The 14,325-nt window shown below is 55.5% G+C and carries 13 protein-coding genes and 1 pseudogene; 8 read left to right on the top strand and 6 right to left on the bottom strand.

The features are described 5' to 3' along the window. Positions 1-63 precede the first annotated feature (63 nt). The 5 genes from ACK4R0_RS00070 (at position 64) to ACK4R0_RS00050 (ending at position 4,243) form a co-directional block, all read left to right on the top strand. Positions 64-360: a helix-turn-helix transcriptional regulator gene (locus ACK4R0_RS00070; RefSeq protein WP_409668417.1), complete on the top strand. Its 297-nt coding sequence runs from the start codon at positions 64-66 to the stop codon at positions 358-360. Positions 361-500: 140 nt separating this feature from the next. Next, positions 501-1,544, top strand: a complete 1,044-nt coding sequence (locus tag ACK4R0_RS00065; protein ID WP_409668414.1) for a ParA family protein — start codon at positions 501-503, stop codon at positions 1,542-1,544. Then, positions 1,502-2,206, top strand: coding sequence for a hypothetical protein (locus tag ACK4R0_RS00060; RefSeq protein ID WP_409670919.1), 705 nt, complete (start codon positions 1,502-1,504; stop codon positions 2,204-2,206). Before ACK4R0_RS00065 ends, ACK4R0_RS00060 begins: the two co-directional genes overlap by 43 nt. A gap of 448 nt (positions 2,207-2,654) precedes the next feature. Then, the gene (locus tag ACK4R0_RS00055; RefSeq protein ID WP_409668411.1) at positions 2,655-3,143 is read left to right on the top strand and encodes a hypothetical protein; all 489 of its coding nucleotides are present in this window, start codon (positions 2,655-2,657) and stop codon (positions 3,141-3,143) included. A gap of 26 nt (positions 3,144-3,169) precedes the next feature. Continuing rightward, a complete protein-coding gene (locus ACK4R0_RS00050; protein WP_409668409.1) occupies positions 3,170-4,243 on the top strand; it encodes a hypothetical protein in 1,074 nt (357 codons plus the stop codon). A 41-nt stretch (positions 4,244-4,284) separates the two neighbouring features. On the opposite strand, the gene ACK4R0_RS00045 is transcribed toward ACK4R0_RS00050, so the two are convergent. The 3 genes from ACK4R0_RS00045 to ACK4R0_RS00035 all read right to left on the bottom strand — a co-directional run bounded on the left by ACK4R0_RS00045 (position 4,285) and on the right by ACK4R0_RS00035 (position 7,459). Continuing rightward, positions 4,285-5,151, bottom strand: a complete 867-nt coding sequence (locus ACK4R0_RS00045) for a DNA methyltransferase (protein ID WP_409668406.1) — start codon at positions 5,149-5,151, stop codon at positions 4,285-4,287. Continuing rightward, positions 5,151-6,764, bottom strand: coding sequence for an N-6 DNA methylase (locus ACK4R0_RS00040; protein ID WP_409668403.1), 1,614 nt, complete (start codon positions 6,762-6,764; stop codon positions 5,151-5,153). Before ACK4R0_RS00040 ends, ACK4R0_RS00045 begins: the two co-directional genes overlap by 1 nt. 317 nt (positions 6,765-7,081) lie before the next feature. After that, positions 7,082-7,459 carry a hypothetical protein gene (locus ACK4R0_RS00035; RefSeq protein WP_409668400.1) on the bottom strand — a complete coding sequence of 126 codons (378 nt, stop codon included), beginning with the start codon at positions 7,457-7,459 and terminating at the stop codon, positions 7,082-7,084. A gap of 85 nt (positions 7,460-7,544) precedes the next feature. Here ACK4R0_RS00035 and ACK4R0_RS00030 point away from each other — a divergent pair, with 85 nt between their 5' ends. Both ACK4R0_RS00030 and ACK4R0_RS00025 read left to right on the top strand, forming a co-directional pair. Beyond that, positions 7,545-8,663, top strand: coding sequence for a phospholipase D-like domain-containing protein (locus tag ACK4R0_RS00030; RefSeq protein WP_409668397.1), 1,119 nt, complete (start codon positions 7,545-7,547; stop codon positions 8,661-8,663). Between the two features lie 688 nt (positions 8,664-9,351). Then, a complete protein-coding gene (locus tag ACK4R0_RS00025; RefSeq protein WP_409668394.1) occupies positions 9,352-9,942 on the top strand; it encodes an NADPH-dependent FMN reductase in 591 nt (196 codons plus the stop codon). A gap of 167 nt (positions 9,943-10,109) precedes the next feature. On the opposite strand, the gene putP is transcribed toward ACK4R0_RS00025, so the two are convergent. Genes putP through ACK4R0_RS00010 form a run of 3 tightly spaced genes read right to left on the bottom strand, consistent with a single transcriptional unit; the run spans position 10,110 to position 13,682 of the window. Then, positions 10,110-11,594, bottom strand: coding sequence for a sodium/proline symporter PutP (gene putP / locus ACK4R0_RS00020; RefSeq protein ID WP_409668391.1), 1,485 nt, complete (start codon positions 11,592-11,594; stop codon positions 10,110-10,112). Between the two features lie 55 nt (positions 11,595-11,649). After that, positions 11,650-12,930 carry a glutamate-5-semialdehyde dehydrogenase gene (locus ACK4R0_RS00015; RefSeq protein ID WP_409668388.1) on the bottom strand — a complete coding sequence of 427 codons (1,281 nt, stop codon included), beginning with the start codon at positions 12,928-12,930 and terminating at the stop codon, positions 11,650-11,652. Between the two features lie 56 nt (positions 12,931-12,986). Then, positions 12,987-13,682 (bottom strand): pyrroline-5-carboxylate reductase family protein, encoded by a 696-nt coding sequence (locus ACK4R0_RS00010; protein WP_409668385.1) that lies wholly within the window; start codon positions 13,680-13,682, stop codon positions 12,987-12,989. Between the two features lie 348 nt (positions 13,683-14,030). Here ACK4R0_RS00010 and ACK4R0_RS00005 point away from each other — a divergent pair. After that, positions 14,031-14,325: pseudogene (locus tag ACK4R0_RS00005) on the top strand (glutamate 5-kinase); the annotation flags it as partial.

The raw sequence follows: 14,325 nt of genomic DNA, 5'->3' as shown, positions 1-14,325 counted from the left end.
TGCACATCCGGCCAGGATGGAGTAGAATTGTCGTGTGGCATTTAGCGCGCCGAGCATGGATAATTGGCATTCTCAGATGGTCTCCATTTTCAGGCCATCCTGTCTCCCGGTTTTCAAACAATTGGTACCGTAATGCCTGGAATACCCCTTCCGCCCTCATCGCCGTTGTCGATTGAGCCGATCAGTATGCGGGTGCCCGATGCCTGTCGGTTCACCGGCATCAGCCGTAGCACGCTGTACCTGCTCATCGCGCGTGGTGAGGTCGAGGTCGTCAAAATGGGATCTTCCACGCTTGTATTGACCGAAAGCTTGCGCGGGCTGATTGAGCGGCATCGCGCGGGCAATTTAGGCAACCTTTGATCTGTAGCCGACCAAAGCCAAAGCCCAATAATTTAGAACCTCTGCACAACCCCTGATAACGGAACGCTCGTTTTGCTTATGGAACTTACCGACATACCGAATTTGGGTTAACCAGATTTCGAGGCGGTATACCAAGCCTGATGGATCTGATCGCCTTGGATGCACAATTTCATCATGAACGGCAGTGCCTACGATCATTTTTCCGGGGTATCTCTCGATCAAGAAATGGCCAGCAATCTCTGGGTGCAATGTGGTTGTTTTTGTACTCTTTCTATTGTTGTTGGCACGGAACGCCAGACGCGGTATCTCTAAGGAAACCAAAATTGGGGGATAATGAAATGGCGAAACCGGGTCCAATCACTGTTTGCGTTATCAATCTCAAAGGCGGTGTAGGAAAATCGACGATCACCGCGCTCTTGAGTCGCTATGCATTCAATTCAAGAGGTAAAGATGTATTGGCAATCGATTTGGACCCGCAAGCCAATCTTAGCCAAGGGCTAATGCATCAAAGCTATTCGACATTCATAGCCCAGCAAGGTGGAACAATTGTTGAAGTTTTTAACGACTTCTTGCCTCCAAAGCCTGGGAGCGGAGGAACGCAACCGCTGACTGCGGATGCAGTTACCGAACTCATTCTTGAAAGCGGTGATCGTCGCTTGGATCTTATTCCTTCGCGTTTTGACTTTTCTGATGCCTTGACCAATGCTGTTAGACCCGACCCCCGTATCCTCGCTAAATTTCTTTCCAAGAATTTTAAGTCCAAGGATCTTATCCTAATCGACTGCGCCCCGACGGAATCGGTGTTCACAACGGCAGCTTATCACGCCAGTGACTACGTGCTCATTCCGGTGAGACCGGAATTTTTTGCGACGATCGGGTTTCCACTGCTCGCTGAATCGCTGGCCAATTTTCAGCGCCGGAATAAAGCACATGCTATCGAGGTGGCTGGTGTCGTGATAAACAACGCCTTCTACCATGGCGGGAATGACGGTGGTCCAGAGAAGGCGCGCGCGATGGCGTCAATCAAGCAGGAATGTGCGACCCATGGCTGGCACATTTTTTCCAAGCAGATGTACCACTCTCGTGGCTATCCAAAGCTGATGCGGGGTGACTATCGATATTCGGGCGATGCAAACCTATTTTGGACATTCGCTCAAGAATTTTTCGATCATATAGGGCTTTAAAAGTGGTTGCTAAGCTAAATCGAGATCAGATACTCCGTGGCATACTGCAGACACTCGTCGATGGTTGGGGACAGAGCGCTGTCAAGGATGCTCTCGAATCTATCGATGACAGCGCTACGGAAAATCGCAAAATCGCAGCAAAGCTTGGGGCGGCATCAAAAGCCAGCGCGGTAGCGCAAATAGAAGAACTGCAGCTACCCGCTGAGCGGCGCTCGCTCCTCCAAACCCTTGCCCTTCGATACGATGAAGGCTCGGCCTTTCCAAAGCTCAGTGATGCGCGAGCATTTCTGATTTCCCACCAGCGAGACGTGAAAGAAATCAAAACGCGCTCTCAGGCATTCAAGCGAATGCTGCCAATTCTGCAGCAAATGTCGGAAAAGGGGCTGGAGAAGGTAATATCGCGCTCCCATCATTCGGGACCAGCTGAGTTGGATCCCATTTCAAAAGCCATAAGGGGTGCTGGCGAGGACATGAGAGGTTCGAGATCCAAGCCCATACTGCTTACGACAGAAAACGAGCTGCCAACTGCCGACGATCTATCGCCTGAAAATGAACCGGTGCCCCCCGTATCCGGGCGCGGACACGGAGACACCGAGAAACCGATCTCCGAGGAAACAGGCAGAGCTAGGCTTTCTTTGCGGCAGGAAAAGCCGTCTGCTTAATTAGCATACGGCAGTGAAAGGACGGGGCGATTAAATCCCGCCCGGTTGCTCAGTTGGTAAGCTGTGTCCTGAAGAAAACGAATAGGGAGTTGAACTAGAAATGGCGCTGGATGCACGGAGAAGGCCGCGGGGTATCACGACCAAGAGAGAGCTCGTGGATCTCGCAAAAGCGGCTGTTCCGTCCGTGTCAATAAGTACCCCTGACCTGGTGCACATCACCTCGGTCGGGTGGGGGCGACGAATCATCGACTCTGGATCACTCCAACCCAAACAGTGCAACGTTTTCGGAAAAGACCTAGTATATTTTTTTGTTGCACGCCCGGCATATCGTTTCGGGAATGGAGATCAGAAAAACGATCAGTTAAATTTTTTTCCATTCGCAATTGTGCTATCGCCTGAGGCCCTTCCTACGCCATACCATGTTTATCCTTTCGATACTGGCGCATTTATGGCCGGTTTCTTTGACCCTGTTGTGGACCCTTCAATTTACATTGAAGATTATGAACTTGATCCTGACCTGAGCGCGGCATGCAGACATCTTGAGTGGGCGTTCGAGGACGTCACCAACTATTTTGATGCCCGGATTAAGCCTTCCCTTGTTGGGTCAATCCCGCATTGGCGTGCAGTTGGCCAAAGCTGGACCCGCATCGCTGGACTGGCGGGAGTTGGATCCGGAAAGCCAGACAGGCGAGCTTCTGCAGTTGAGATAGCCTACTTACAATCGATCGACCTTCGTCAAGGGCATGGACGGCTATTAGTTTTTCCCGAACAGTTGCTTGAAGATCCAAATGGCCGCAACACAGACTTCTTAAACATGCTCCGTATTTTGGATATTGAGTTTGAAACTTATGATTGGCGTGCAAATGAAACGCCTGATTCATACTCTGCTACCATTTCGGCTGTAATCCGGAGAAAGTTGAAGGGAGTGGCCACATGAGCACCGCGTTAGACGGGGCCAAGGCAATGTATCTCATCGCCTATGAGCGCCTGACAGAACACGGGTTCGCCCTACCTCTATTTGGCACCTCGGTATCAGCTAATGCACTAAGCGTGGCGGTGCCGTCAGAGGGCGGTGACCCCACCGCGACCCTAGCAGCATTTGAAGTTCACGACCCGCAGTCAGCCATCAGCCTCGATAAGACACACCATCGGCTGGTGGCAGTCGGCGACGATTGGGTCGATGTATTCTTGTGGAATGGGGTCGCTCATGTTGGCACCAAGCCTGAACTTTGGACTGCGATGGCTTTCGCTCGCGATGACATTTCTAAGCACGCCCCGCTCACGTTGCTGGCCCTATCTGAGGGCGCAGATTTTAGCGAAACAGTTCGATGTGCAAAGGTTGCTCACGGATGGCTAAAAGACAGCTGGGGTACGATACATGCCGACAGCTGGCGTCTGAATGGATTTCTTCGGAGACAGGCTTGGCGAGATTTGTACCGCCGCCTGAGGCAACGCGCAGACATCTTTGACGCACGTCTGGCACTGGAACGTCTCCCGCTCACCCAACAAGGTGCCGTGCTGCAACTTGGCTTGCCACGATCCTTCAGCACAACGGCAGCGGAACTTCCAAATTTAGCTTCGGCTGCGACGAGCTTTGGCTGGCGACTGGAGATCACCATAATTCCAGACGAAGCACTGGGGAAACCAACGCTAGTTTCAAGCAATGACCCCGAACTGTTGATGCGTCTGCGCCATGGCCGAGGTCGGACGCAGACGCAGATACCCTTACGAGTTGTCGACCGATTCTTTGGTAACATTCGTACCCTGAAGGATCTCAGGACAGGCAGCAACCGAACAATGACGCTCTCCATGGCGGGTGACAGACGCAACACCATGAAATTACAGTTACCTGAAATCGCCAATATGGTAGACCCAGTAGCCCGGTTCATTCGTACTGGGGAAGGTATCCAGTTCGAAGTTTATGACTCGTCTTCTCCAAACGGACGCATCATATCTAATCAACTAAAAATAGGCCTTAAAGACAGTTCAACGCAACAAACGCGCGGAGGCGCCACATGGTGGCGCCTCATTGCGTAGCTGCTATGCAATCAAGGTTACTAAAAGGTATCTGGTTTTAATCATTCAGCCGCCTGAAGTTTCGGAAACGACATAATGTCTTCGTAAAGACGGACTTTTGCGCCTTTGGATTTGGTAAGTCCTGGCTTTGCAAATATTATCACGTATTCATGAACGTTCTTAAAGAGGAAATTTGGTGGATAAGGGTAGCTACCGAAAATTGGTCGCTGCCCATTAGCAGAACCCCAGCGCCCGCCAGTGCCATCTTTTGACCAAATGACTTCATTGATCATAACTAGCCCGATGTCACGAAGCATCAACCCGATGTCTGTACTTAGTGGAAATGTAAGCAACCCGTGATCAGTCATCTGATTAACATTGGCTGTTACCACACACATTTTCCGACCTGGCTTTAGCACGCGAAAACATTCTTCGAATACACGACGCAGCTCAGCCAAAAACTCCACATAACTACCAGTTGTGCCTATATCGGATGACTCACCACCGTAATCAGCTTTATCCCAATAAGGCGGGCTCGTTACAATTAAATCTACTGAATCGGCGTTGATGCCCGAAAGATCGCGGGAATCACCAACCCTTGCGTCAAGCAGATTTTTATCGACCGATGGCTCAGCATCAATCCGCGCACACATTTCTTCGACGAACTTTGGGTTTTGATCGATGCATATGGCACGTCTCCCCTCACGAAGAGCAGCCACTGCGGTAGACCCAACACCACCAAAAGGATCAAGTACCGTTTCGCTCCAAAAGCTGAACAGCTTTATCAGCCTTTTTGGTATCTCAACAGGAAATGTCGCTGGATGTAGATCGTGCGAGACATTGGCAATGCTCCACACCGTCTTGGTATATTCACGCCACTCCTCCTTAGTCAGCTGACTAAGAGATTTAACTTCGGCAGACGGCTTCATCACTGTTCTCCTGAGGGAATCTTTTTAGGGATGCGACGGACGGCTCCATCGATCGAAACGACACGAGCCTCAAACTGCTCAAGCATTGCAGCTCGTGCAGGATCGACGCCAATAAGGGCGAGTAGCGTTTGGTCTATTTGAGTGCGCACAAGGCCGATTTCGGTAGGACGAAATGCAAAAGTCAGTCTCTCGCGATTAGTACTAAGCAAGATATCACGTTGCAGTCCGGCCCATGCCTCACGTCCAAGCTGCCCTAGAGTGGCGAGCGCTGCCGCATCCAGCCGGATATTAAGAAGGGGTAGCTCCGCCAAAAACCAAGCCGGGACATGGAACCCGTCGCACTGTACGTGCCAAAGCCAAAATGCAAGGCGGGAGCTCAGAATTGCCGTTACCGCATCGGCGGCGTCAATGCTGTCACAGGCCATCCGATGAATGCCAGATGCACTAAGCGTGCCTTGCCAGCTTAAATTGTCTGGATAGCTCCGAAAAACATTGAGAAAGTTGTACGCTGTTCCCGCAACAAAAACGTCACCGTTCAACGCAGTTCCGACAATATCTTGTGCTGTAGCTTTAACCGGCTCGGGTCGCATACCGGATCGCATGCTAAATTGTTCTAGCGCGGCATAAAGCTCCACCTCTTCCTGCGAACCAAGCTTGGGGACAAATTGACCGATGTTGGCCTGCCCCATCGAGGTCGTGCGCGCCTCTGAAAAAATCGATAGGCGTTGCCGACTGGTCCATTTGAGCAGCCCACTTGTGCGTATCTCAGCGGGCGTCGGACCAGGTCGGCGTATCGCAATAGTGGCACGGGTTTTAGCTTCCTCGCCGAAAAGTGCATGAGGTTGGCGATCAAAAAATAGCAAGGTCCAAGTTCCTCCGGCCTGGGCCAATGACATTCGACAGCGCCGATGATCTGTCGATCGGTTAGAACCAAGTGCCAACGGCACAACCAGTGATGTCGCATCGTTTGGGCCATTCGCTACCCGCCAAGCCATTTCAATGAATGGGAGATACAGAGCGCGAGTCGGGTAGCCATCCGCTAACGTCGAAACTTGGCCAGCGCTCACATAAGGTGGGTTGCATATCAATCTGAGCGGCGCAGAACCTAGATGCAAAACTTCGCGCAGGTTCGCGCCAGCGCGCCCAAAGCTCGGTTGCGTAGCATCAAGAGCGACAAAATGGCCACGAATTATCTGCCACAGATCCCGAGGCGGCGACCCCAAATCGGCAATTATCGACAGAATAGTAAAAGCGGCGAAATCGCATGCCTGTGGTGATATGTCGGCCCCATAAAGCCGCGTCAGCGCAAAATCCCGCCGCGAATGTGCATCTGGGAACGCGCGACGTTGGAGGGCGCCCGCAAGAAATACGCCGCTACCGCACGCAGGATCGCACCAATACTCGTTATCGTAATGAGGGGAGTCTGGCGGGCTGGCGATCGCATCGACCATAAACCCTACAACATCAGCTGGCGTATAGAATGAGCCGGTTTTCTTGCGCGCACTGCGTGCTGCGCGCAATCCGTTATTTCGGATTACGTCGAGCCGTGTGGTGCGACCGTAAGTATCAAGCAAATAGGGGAGCAGCTGGATCAGATCTGAGCGTGCAGACACATCCACTAATGCTGCATTTACATCATCCCAATGACCATCTGAGCTAGACTTAAACCATGTAAGCGCTCGGGCAACATTCGCCGGCCTTCCTGTTACGGAAGCCTCGATTAGGGCCAAAGCCACTGCCGCCCACGCTGAACGCGCTACCCAGTCTTGCTCCTCTACGAGGTCCCTAGCGCATGCGCTCATTAACCAAGGAAATGGAAGGGGCAACGCTTCAATAGCCGCAGCAACCGCGACAGAAACTTGCTCGCGCAGAGGGGCTACCATGCCCTCAAGAGAGCGCCCCGCCCGAGGCGACACCGCTACCCTCACGGTCACGCATCCTTCCCATTGGCAGGAAGAGCCTCAATTACTGTTTCGAGCCAGCGCTCTTCAAGCTCCCGCTCAACTAAATCCGCTGCACACTCGGAGGCCGAACGACCTAGCTGCTCGATAAGCCCTTTAAATGCCTGCGCCTTGCCTGAATCGATATAGGCTGAAACCTTCGCGGTACGCGGCTGCCCATCACGCACGCGGACACCCGACGATGCTAGCCGCTTAACCTTGATTTCCCGAATAACTAACAACGTAAGCAACGATGAACTACTGGTCAGACCCAAATGCCGCCTATAGGCTTCAAACTGACAGTGCACGTCTGGGCAGACATAACCATGGATGGGATGCTTTTCAGCTGCCTGCGGATTGAAGACCATAAACTCACCTCAACATGAGGTGACACTAGCCGACTCATCATGAGGTGACAAGCGTTATGTCCACGATTTGTTTTCAGAGAAACGCATGCTGATTCCTCAATTTTATGACGGCAGTCCGTTCGTGGATATGCTCCGTAAAGAACTGGCCCAAGCTACCCACGTTGACATTGCCAGTGCTTGGGCACGGGCCTCCGGGGTAGGATTGATCTTGCAAGCGTTGATGGCGCTGCTGGAACGCGGCGGAAGCCTTCAGGCTGTCATTGGTGTTGATCGTGAAAACACGTCAATCGAAGGACTGGAAATGCTGCTGAGGCTACAGGGCCAGGCAGATATTTGGGTCCGCCACAACGAAGCATCGAGCATTTATCACCCCAAATTTTATGCGTTTAAAACCACGACCCATGCTCGAGCATACATCGGATCCAACAATTTAACGGGCGCGGGACTCTCAACGAACGAAGAACTTTCGGCACTGCTAGTCGAACCCAAGGGCGGGCAGTTGGAAGCCTCAATCAGTAGCTATATGGCGGCGCTAGTCGATACAAAGGACAACCTTGCACATAAGCTCGATGCCGCATTTTTGAAACAGCTAGTCGATGGTGGATATGTACTACCCGAATCAAGGTTGAGGGGAAAATCTGCACGTACGCGAGCGACCGCCGCCAAACCCGATGCCTTGTTTGGATTTAAGGCTCCTAAACGCCGTCACGTGCCGCCCGGCCTACTCGTCAGCGCCATTGAACCAGGACCAGCCGAGCCATCTGCTGACTGGAAACGGATTTTCGTAAAGCTCCGCCTAGCGCGTGGAACCCAAGGGCAACTGCCAGTGCCTGTTGCGCATGAGCTACGCCGCCAGCTTGGCCAAACAGATTTAGACGGCCCTATCCCCATAATCCTAAACAATGTTGAGCGAGTTATCAGCCCCACTTTCGCTAAGCGAAATCCAAATTTCGCTAACACTTACAAAATTGAAATGAAACCTAGCGATGATGATCCCGTCATAAAGATCGAGTTGGTTGGTGATCGCGTGCTCGTACAGCAGTTTGATACCAAATCTCCCGCAGGCCAAGCGCACTTGCGATACATTCTAGACGGACTTCACACAGACCCGGTGCAGACCTTTAGCCGTGGCATACCAAAAGGCGCCAGCAGCGAGGACATTGAAGAGGCGGCCAAAGGGGTTACCCTGTACCGATACGACTGATTTCTATTCCCTCGTGCAGAAGGGCACCAGTCCAACAAAATGAGCTACCTGGGATATATTCGCCTCGATGCAGCATCGCTAAAATTGAGGACCTAGATCGCAGTTGCAAACGCGAGTTCAGGAATTGGCCCTATGACCGAAACCAAGCTGCACCGATAAGATAATCATCGACAACAATAGCGTAGTTTGTCATATTCACGGTACGGTTCTAGATGAGCGTTTTGATCCACAGGGAACGCCATGTGGGAACAGGTGGCGGGAACAATTATTTAAATTTTATATCAAATACATACACTTAACTTCGTAATACCTCCGTCTCCGCCAGAGCCTGATCTTCAGCGCCGCACCACACACCGCATGAACGGAAATTTCCCGGGATTTACGGGCGCTTCGGTCAATTCCTGGCTCGAGCTTAATCGCGGTGATGCGCGGTTCATTTTATGACTGGAGGACATGGCCGATCGGTGCAATCATCGGGCCAAGGACGCCACCATGCACTTGCGCAACAAGCTCAACGTCAAGAGAATCGCTGGCCGACGCGCGCAAGAAGGCGAAGGACCTGAGAACCGCTCAGCCCGGTGGCATCCAAAGCGGGTTGGGCAACGAGAAGCATCGCAATCAGTGGCGCTCGACCATCATGGCCATGCTGCGACCACCGCCTTGCCTTGCCACTTGGAGGAGACTGAAATTGGCCGACCGTATCCTGGTTTTCTATGGTTCCTACCGCAGCGATCGGCAGGGCATTCGTCTCGCTGATTATCTGGTCCGTGCTTTGCAGAAGCGCGGCGCCGCTGCCGAGCTGATCGACGCGAAGGCGGTTGGGCTGCCGATCCTTGATCGCATGTACAAGGAATATTCAAAGGGCGAGGCTCCTGCCAATCTCGAGCAGCTCGCGGAGAAGATCCGCGCGGCGGATGGGTTCGTGTTCGTCACCGGCGAATACAATTGGGGCGTGCAGCCGGGCCTCAAGAACCTTACCGATCATTTCCTCGAGGAATGGTATTGGCGGCCAGCGGCAATCGCCAGCTACTCGGCGGGACGCCTTGCCGGGGCGCGCGCTGCGACCGCGTGGCACGGTACGCTTTCGGAAATGGGCATGGTCGTGATATCAAGCACGCTGGCCGTCGGCGGGATCGGGCATGCGCTCGATGCTGACGCCCATCCAATCGGAGACGGCGGAGCGGCTCTCGAACGCGCCTTCCCCCGCTTCGCGGATGACCTCGCCTGGTGGGTTGAGGCGGCACGCAGCCAGCGAGAGAAGGTGCCTCCGCCTTACTGAACGCTCATGCCCGAACGCACGTCCGATTATCACGGCGTCGGCGGGCTACGGCGAAGTCGACGATCAGGCAGTGGCAGACCGGGTCGACAAGCGGCGCAACAAAGTTCGCTTTCCACTATGACAACCTGGGCGCCTTTCGTCCTGGCGAAGCAATACGCTTCACCGGGTCATTGCGCGTCGAGCATGGCGCTGAAGTTCTTCTTCAGGGTGTCCGGTGCCGCCTTTCCGAAGCCACTGACGGTAACAGCGGCGATCGTGCTGATGATGAACCCGGGGATAATCTCGTATACGACGTCGGTCGGAGCCTGCCCGTTGATCGTGAAGGGGGCATACAGCCAGATCAACACCGTTGATGCGCCGCTGATGATGCCTGCAAGTGCACCCTGACGAGACATGCGCCGCCAATGCAGGCTGAGCAGGATAACCGGCCCAAACGCCGCACCGAAGCCTGCCCATGCATTCCCGACAAGCGACAGGATGCTGCTCGACCGGTCCAGCGCAAGAAACACAGCGACGATCGCCACCAGCAGGGTCGCTGCCCTGCCGACCATGACGAGCTCGGTCTGGCTTGCTGATGTGCGGTAGAACGTTTTGTAGAAATCTTCGGTCAGAGAACTTGACGACACCAGAAGCTGCGAGGAGATCGTGCTCATGATGGCAGCGAGAATGGCGGCGAGCAGAAAGCCCGCAATATAGGGGTGAAACAGCGTCTGCGACAGGACGATGAAGATCGTCTCGGGGTCCGCCAGCGCGATGTTGTTTTGTGCTACATAAGCAAGGCCGCCAATTCCGCACAACACTGCGCCGACGACGGTAACAATCATCCACGACATGCCGATGCGGCGCGTGGCAGGCATATCCTTGACCGAACGCACCGCCATGAACCGCACGATGATATGGGGCTGGCCGAAATAGCCCAACCCCCAGGCGAGGCTCGAGATGATGCCCAGGGTACTGATGCCGGCAAACCAGTCAAAATAGTCCGGATTGATCGCTGTGGCCGCTGCCTGCGTGTCGCCCCAGCCGCCCACCGCTGCGATAGCGACGATCGGAACCAGCACCAGTGCGATGAACATGATGCAGCCCTGGACGAAATCGGTGAGGCTCACCGCCAGAAAGCCGCCAAACAGCGTGTAGAGCACGACAACCGACGCTGTCAGGATGAGCCCGAAGCGATAATCATAGCCGAACGACGCCTCAAACAATTTGCCGCCTGCAACCAGGCCAGCCGAGGTGTACAAGGTAAAAAACACGACGATGACCAGCGACGCGATCACCCTGAGGTTGCGGCTGCGATCCTCGAAGCGCTTTTCAAGATAGTCCGGGATAGTGACGGCATCATCGGCGATTTCGGTATAGGCGCGCAGCCGCGGCGCGACGAGGCGGTAATTTGCCCACGCGCCGAACGTTAACCCCACCGCGATCCACACCGCGCTATAGCCCGCCAGGTAGACAGCGCCTGGAAGCCCCATCAGCATCCAGCCGCTCATGTCCGAAGCACCCGCAGAGAGCGCTGCGACTGCAGGCGGCAGGTTGCGCCCGCCCAGCATGAATTCGGACACGTTGCTGGTGGATTTGCGCCAGGCATAAAGACCGATACCAAGCATCAGCACAAAATAGCCGCCCAGCGACACGGCGGTTTCCGAATTCATGATTGAGCTCCGTTCGGCAGCTGGCGGTTATCGAGGTATGTGGTTCAGATGCGCGTCAGGCGCGAATCTGGCCGTTACCATGGACGAGATACTTGAAGCTGGTAAGCTGTTCGAGACCGACGGGTCCGCGTGCGTGCATTTTTCCGGTCGCGATGCCGATCTCCGCGCCCATGCCGAATTCGCCGCCGTCCGAAAACTGGGTCGAGGCATTGTGCATCACCACCGCACTGTCGATCGCCACCATGAACCTGCGGGCGGCATCGTCATTGCGGGTGAGAATTGCATCGGTATGTCCCGAGGAATGTTCGGCGATAAACTCGATGGCGGCATCGAGCCCGTCAACGATTTTCACTGACGCGATGGCATCGAGATATTCGGTGCCCCAGTCTGAATCATTGGCGGCGGACAACCGTGCATCGATGGCGATCGCCTCGGCATCGCCGCGCAGGTCGCAATCGGGCAGAGCATCGATCAATGCGGGCAGCACCTTGGCTGCGATCTGTCGGTCGACGACGATGCTCTCGGTTGCGCCGCATACGCCCGTGCGGCGCAGCTTGGCATTGCGGATGATGGCAACGGCCTGCGCCACATCCGCATCGGCATGGACATAGCTGTGGCAATTGCCATCCAGATGCAGCAGCGTCGGCACGCGGGCTTCGCGCCGGACCAGTTCGACCAGCCCACGCCCGCCCCTCGGAATGACGAGATCGACGTGATCGACCGCGTGCAGCAGTTCGGTGACCGCGGATCGGTCGGTGGTGCCGACGGTCTGCACGCAATCGGGAGACAGGCCAGCCTCGACCAGCCCCGCCCGCATGCAGCCGACGATCGCGGCGGTCGAGCGGATGCTTTCCGATCCGCCGCGCAGGATGATCGCATTGCCCGACTTGATGCACAGGGCGCTGGCATCCGCGCCGACATTGGGCCGCGATTCATAGATCATCGCGATCACGCCAATCGGCACTGCAACCCTCCGAATATCGAGGCCGTTGGGGCGATCGAACCGTGCCAGCTCACGTCCCACCGGGTCGGGCAGTTCGGCAATGGCGTCGAGCGCATCGGCCAGCGCCAAGACCCGGCCTTCGTCCAGCCGCAGCCGGTCGATGAACGATGCAGGCTTGCCGTCACCCAGGCCCGCGATATCCGCTTCATTCGCCGCGATCAGATCGGCGCTCGCGGTGCGCAGCGCCCGGGCAGCGGCGCGCAATGCGGTGTTCTTGGTCGCGGTGTCCGCGGCGGCGAGCTGGCGCGCGGCGGCCTTTGCGGATGCGCACAGCGCGGCGACATGGGAGCCGACATCGGTGGCAGGTTTCTGGATAGGTTGCATCACTGTCATGGGTCGTCTTTCCGGCCGAACTGGCCTTTATTTTGTGGGGTGGCCCTGTGCCGCCGTCAGCGGAGATCGACCGCGCGGTCATAGGCGGCAGCCAACGTCGCCTGAAACCGCTCGCCGAGCGCACCGTCGCCGTTGAGGGCGTCAAGGCCTGCTGCAGTCGTGCCGTTCTTGCTCGTCACACTGGTGCGCAATTCCTCGAGACTTGATTCCGATGCCTGCGCCATGGCGATCGTCCCCGCCATGGTACCGAGCACCATCTCCCGGGCATCCTTGGGACTGAAGCCCAAGGCCGTGGCTGCATCGACATAATTACGGGCGATCTCGAACACGTAACCGGGACCTGATCCTGCGACAGCGGTCAGCCGGTCAAGCATGTCTTCATCGGCCACCCACATCGTGCTGCCCGCTGCTGCCATCAGGCGTTCGATCAGTGCCCGTTGCGCATCCGTCGCACGGTCATCGGCGCAGAGCCCGCTGACGCCTGCTCCGATCGCCGAAGGGAGGTTGGGCATGACGCGCACGACTGGCGCGCCGCCGGACAGCGCGCGCAGCCGCTCGATCGAGCAGCCCGCCGCGATCGATGCGACGAACCCGTTCGGGGTCAAGCGCCCGGCATAATCGGGCAGAACCTCGGACACCACCTGCGGCTTCACGGCGACAATCACCAGGTCGAAGGCGCACTCACCCACCGGCGGTGGCTCACGCAGAAAAGCAACTCTGTCCGAGCCGCCCGAAGGGTCGAGATCGGCCATGGGATCGATGACAAAAAATCGTGTGCCGGGAAAGTCCCGTTCAGCCACGGCGCGCCACTGAGTGAGCAACGCACCCCCCATTTTACCGTGTCCAACCAATGCAATACGCAAGCTCTTCACCTCCTGTTTCATTCATCTGCCACCGACAGCACCGCGCTGACTGTGAAAACCGGGAGCCGGGCGCTGCCGTTGAGGGAAACAGACGGCGATGACCTGTATCCTCCGCTCGGAGCAACTCCGGGTTGCCATATGTTAATGTTGTGGATATACGGCCCTATGTCAAAGTTGGTTTCCGATGTCAAACCGCTGACTGACACACAGCAAAGGGTCCATCTACCGAAAGTCCCTATGCATCATTCCGTTAATAAAAAAGTTGAGTATATCGTGAGTAAAACTCCACGTATTGTCATAAAAGTTGGATCGAGTCTTTTAACCGATCAGAACAAGCTTGTACCAAGATGGGCATTCCTTCAACGACTGATGGAAGATATTGGAGTTTTGACGGCAAGGGGGTACGAAGTTATCCTGTGTTCGTCCGGTGCGGTTTCGCTGGGCATGAAGATGATCGGGCTCACCCCCGCGACCGCAGGCCTGCGCGACAAACAGGCGGCGGCGGCCTGCGGAATGCCGCTGCTGCTCAACG

The organism is Blastomonas sp. (assembly GCF_046294995.1).
In the GTDB taxonomy this organism is placed as follows: domain Bacteria; phylum Pseudomonadota; class Alphaproteobacteria; order Sphingomonadales; family Sphingomonadaceae; genus Blastomonas.
The sequence above is the reverse complement of the archived record's forward strand: the minus strand, read 5'-3'. Positions and strand labels throughout refer to the sequence as shown.

Bases quoted from the DNA above. Each gene is read 5' to 3' on its own strand.
- ACK4R0_RS00065 (WP_409668414.1), top strand. From the start codon at position 501: ATGGATCTGATCGCCTTGGATGCACAATTTCATCATGAACGGCAGTGC.
- ACK4R0_RS00055 (WP_409668411.1), top strand. From the start codon at position 2,655: ATGGCCGGTTTCTTTGACCCTGTTGTGGACCCTTCAATTTACATTGAA.
- ACK4R0_RS00050 (WP_409668409.1), top strand. From the start codon at position 3,170: ATGTATCTCATCGCCTATGAGCGCCTGACAGAACACGGGTTCGCCCTA.
- ACK4R0_RS00045 (WP_409668406.1), bottom strand. From the start codon at position 5,151: ATGAAGCCGTCTGCCGAAGTTAAATCTCTTAGTCAGCTGACTAAGGAG.
- ACK4R0_RS00035 (WP_409668400.1), bottom strand. From the start codon at position 7,459: ATGGTCTTCAATCCGCAGGCAGCTGAAAAGCATCCCATCCATGGTTAT.
- ACK4R0_RS00030 (WP_409668397.1), top strand. From the start codon at position 7,545: ATGCTGATTCCTCAATTTTATGACGGCAGTCCGTTCGTGGATATGCTC.
- putP (WP_409668391.1), bottom strand. From the start codon at position 11,594: ATGAATTCGGAAACCGCCGTGTCGCTGGGCGGCTATTTTGTGCTGATG.
- ACK4R0_RS00015 (WP_409668388.1), bottom strand. From the start codon at position 12,930: ATGACAGTGATGCAACCTATCCAGAAACCTGCCACCGATGTCGGCTCC.
- ACK4R0_RS00010 (WP_409668385.1), bottom strand. From the start codon at position 13,682: ATGGCCGATCTCGACCCTTCGGGCGGCTCGGACAGAGTTGCTTTTCTG.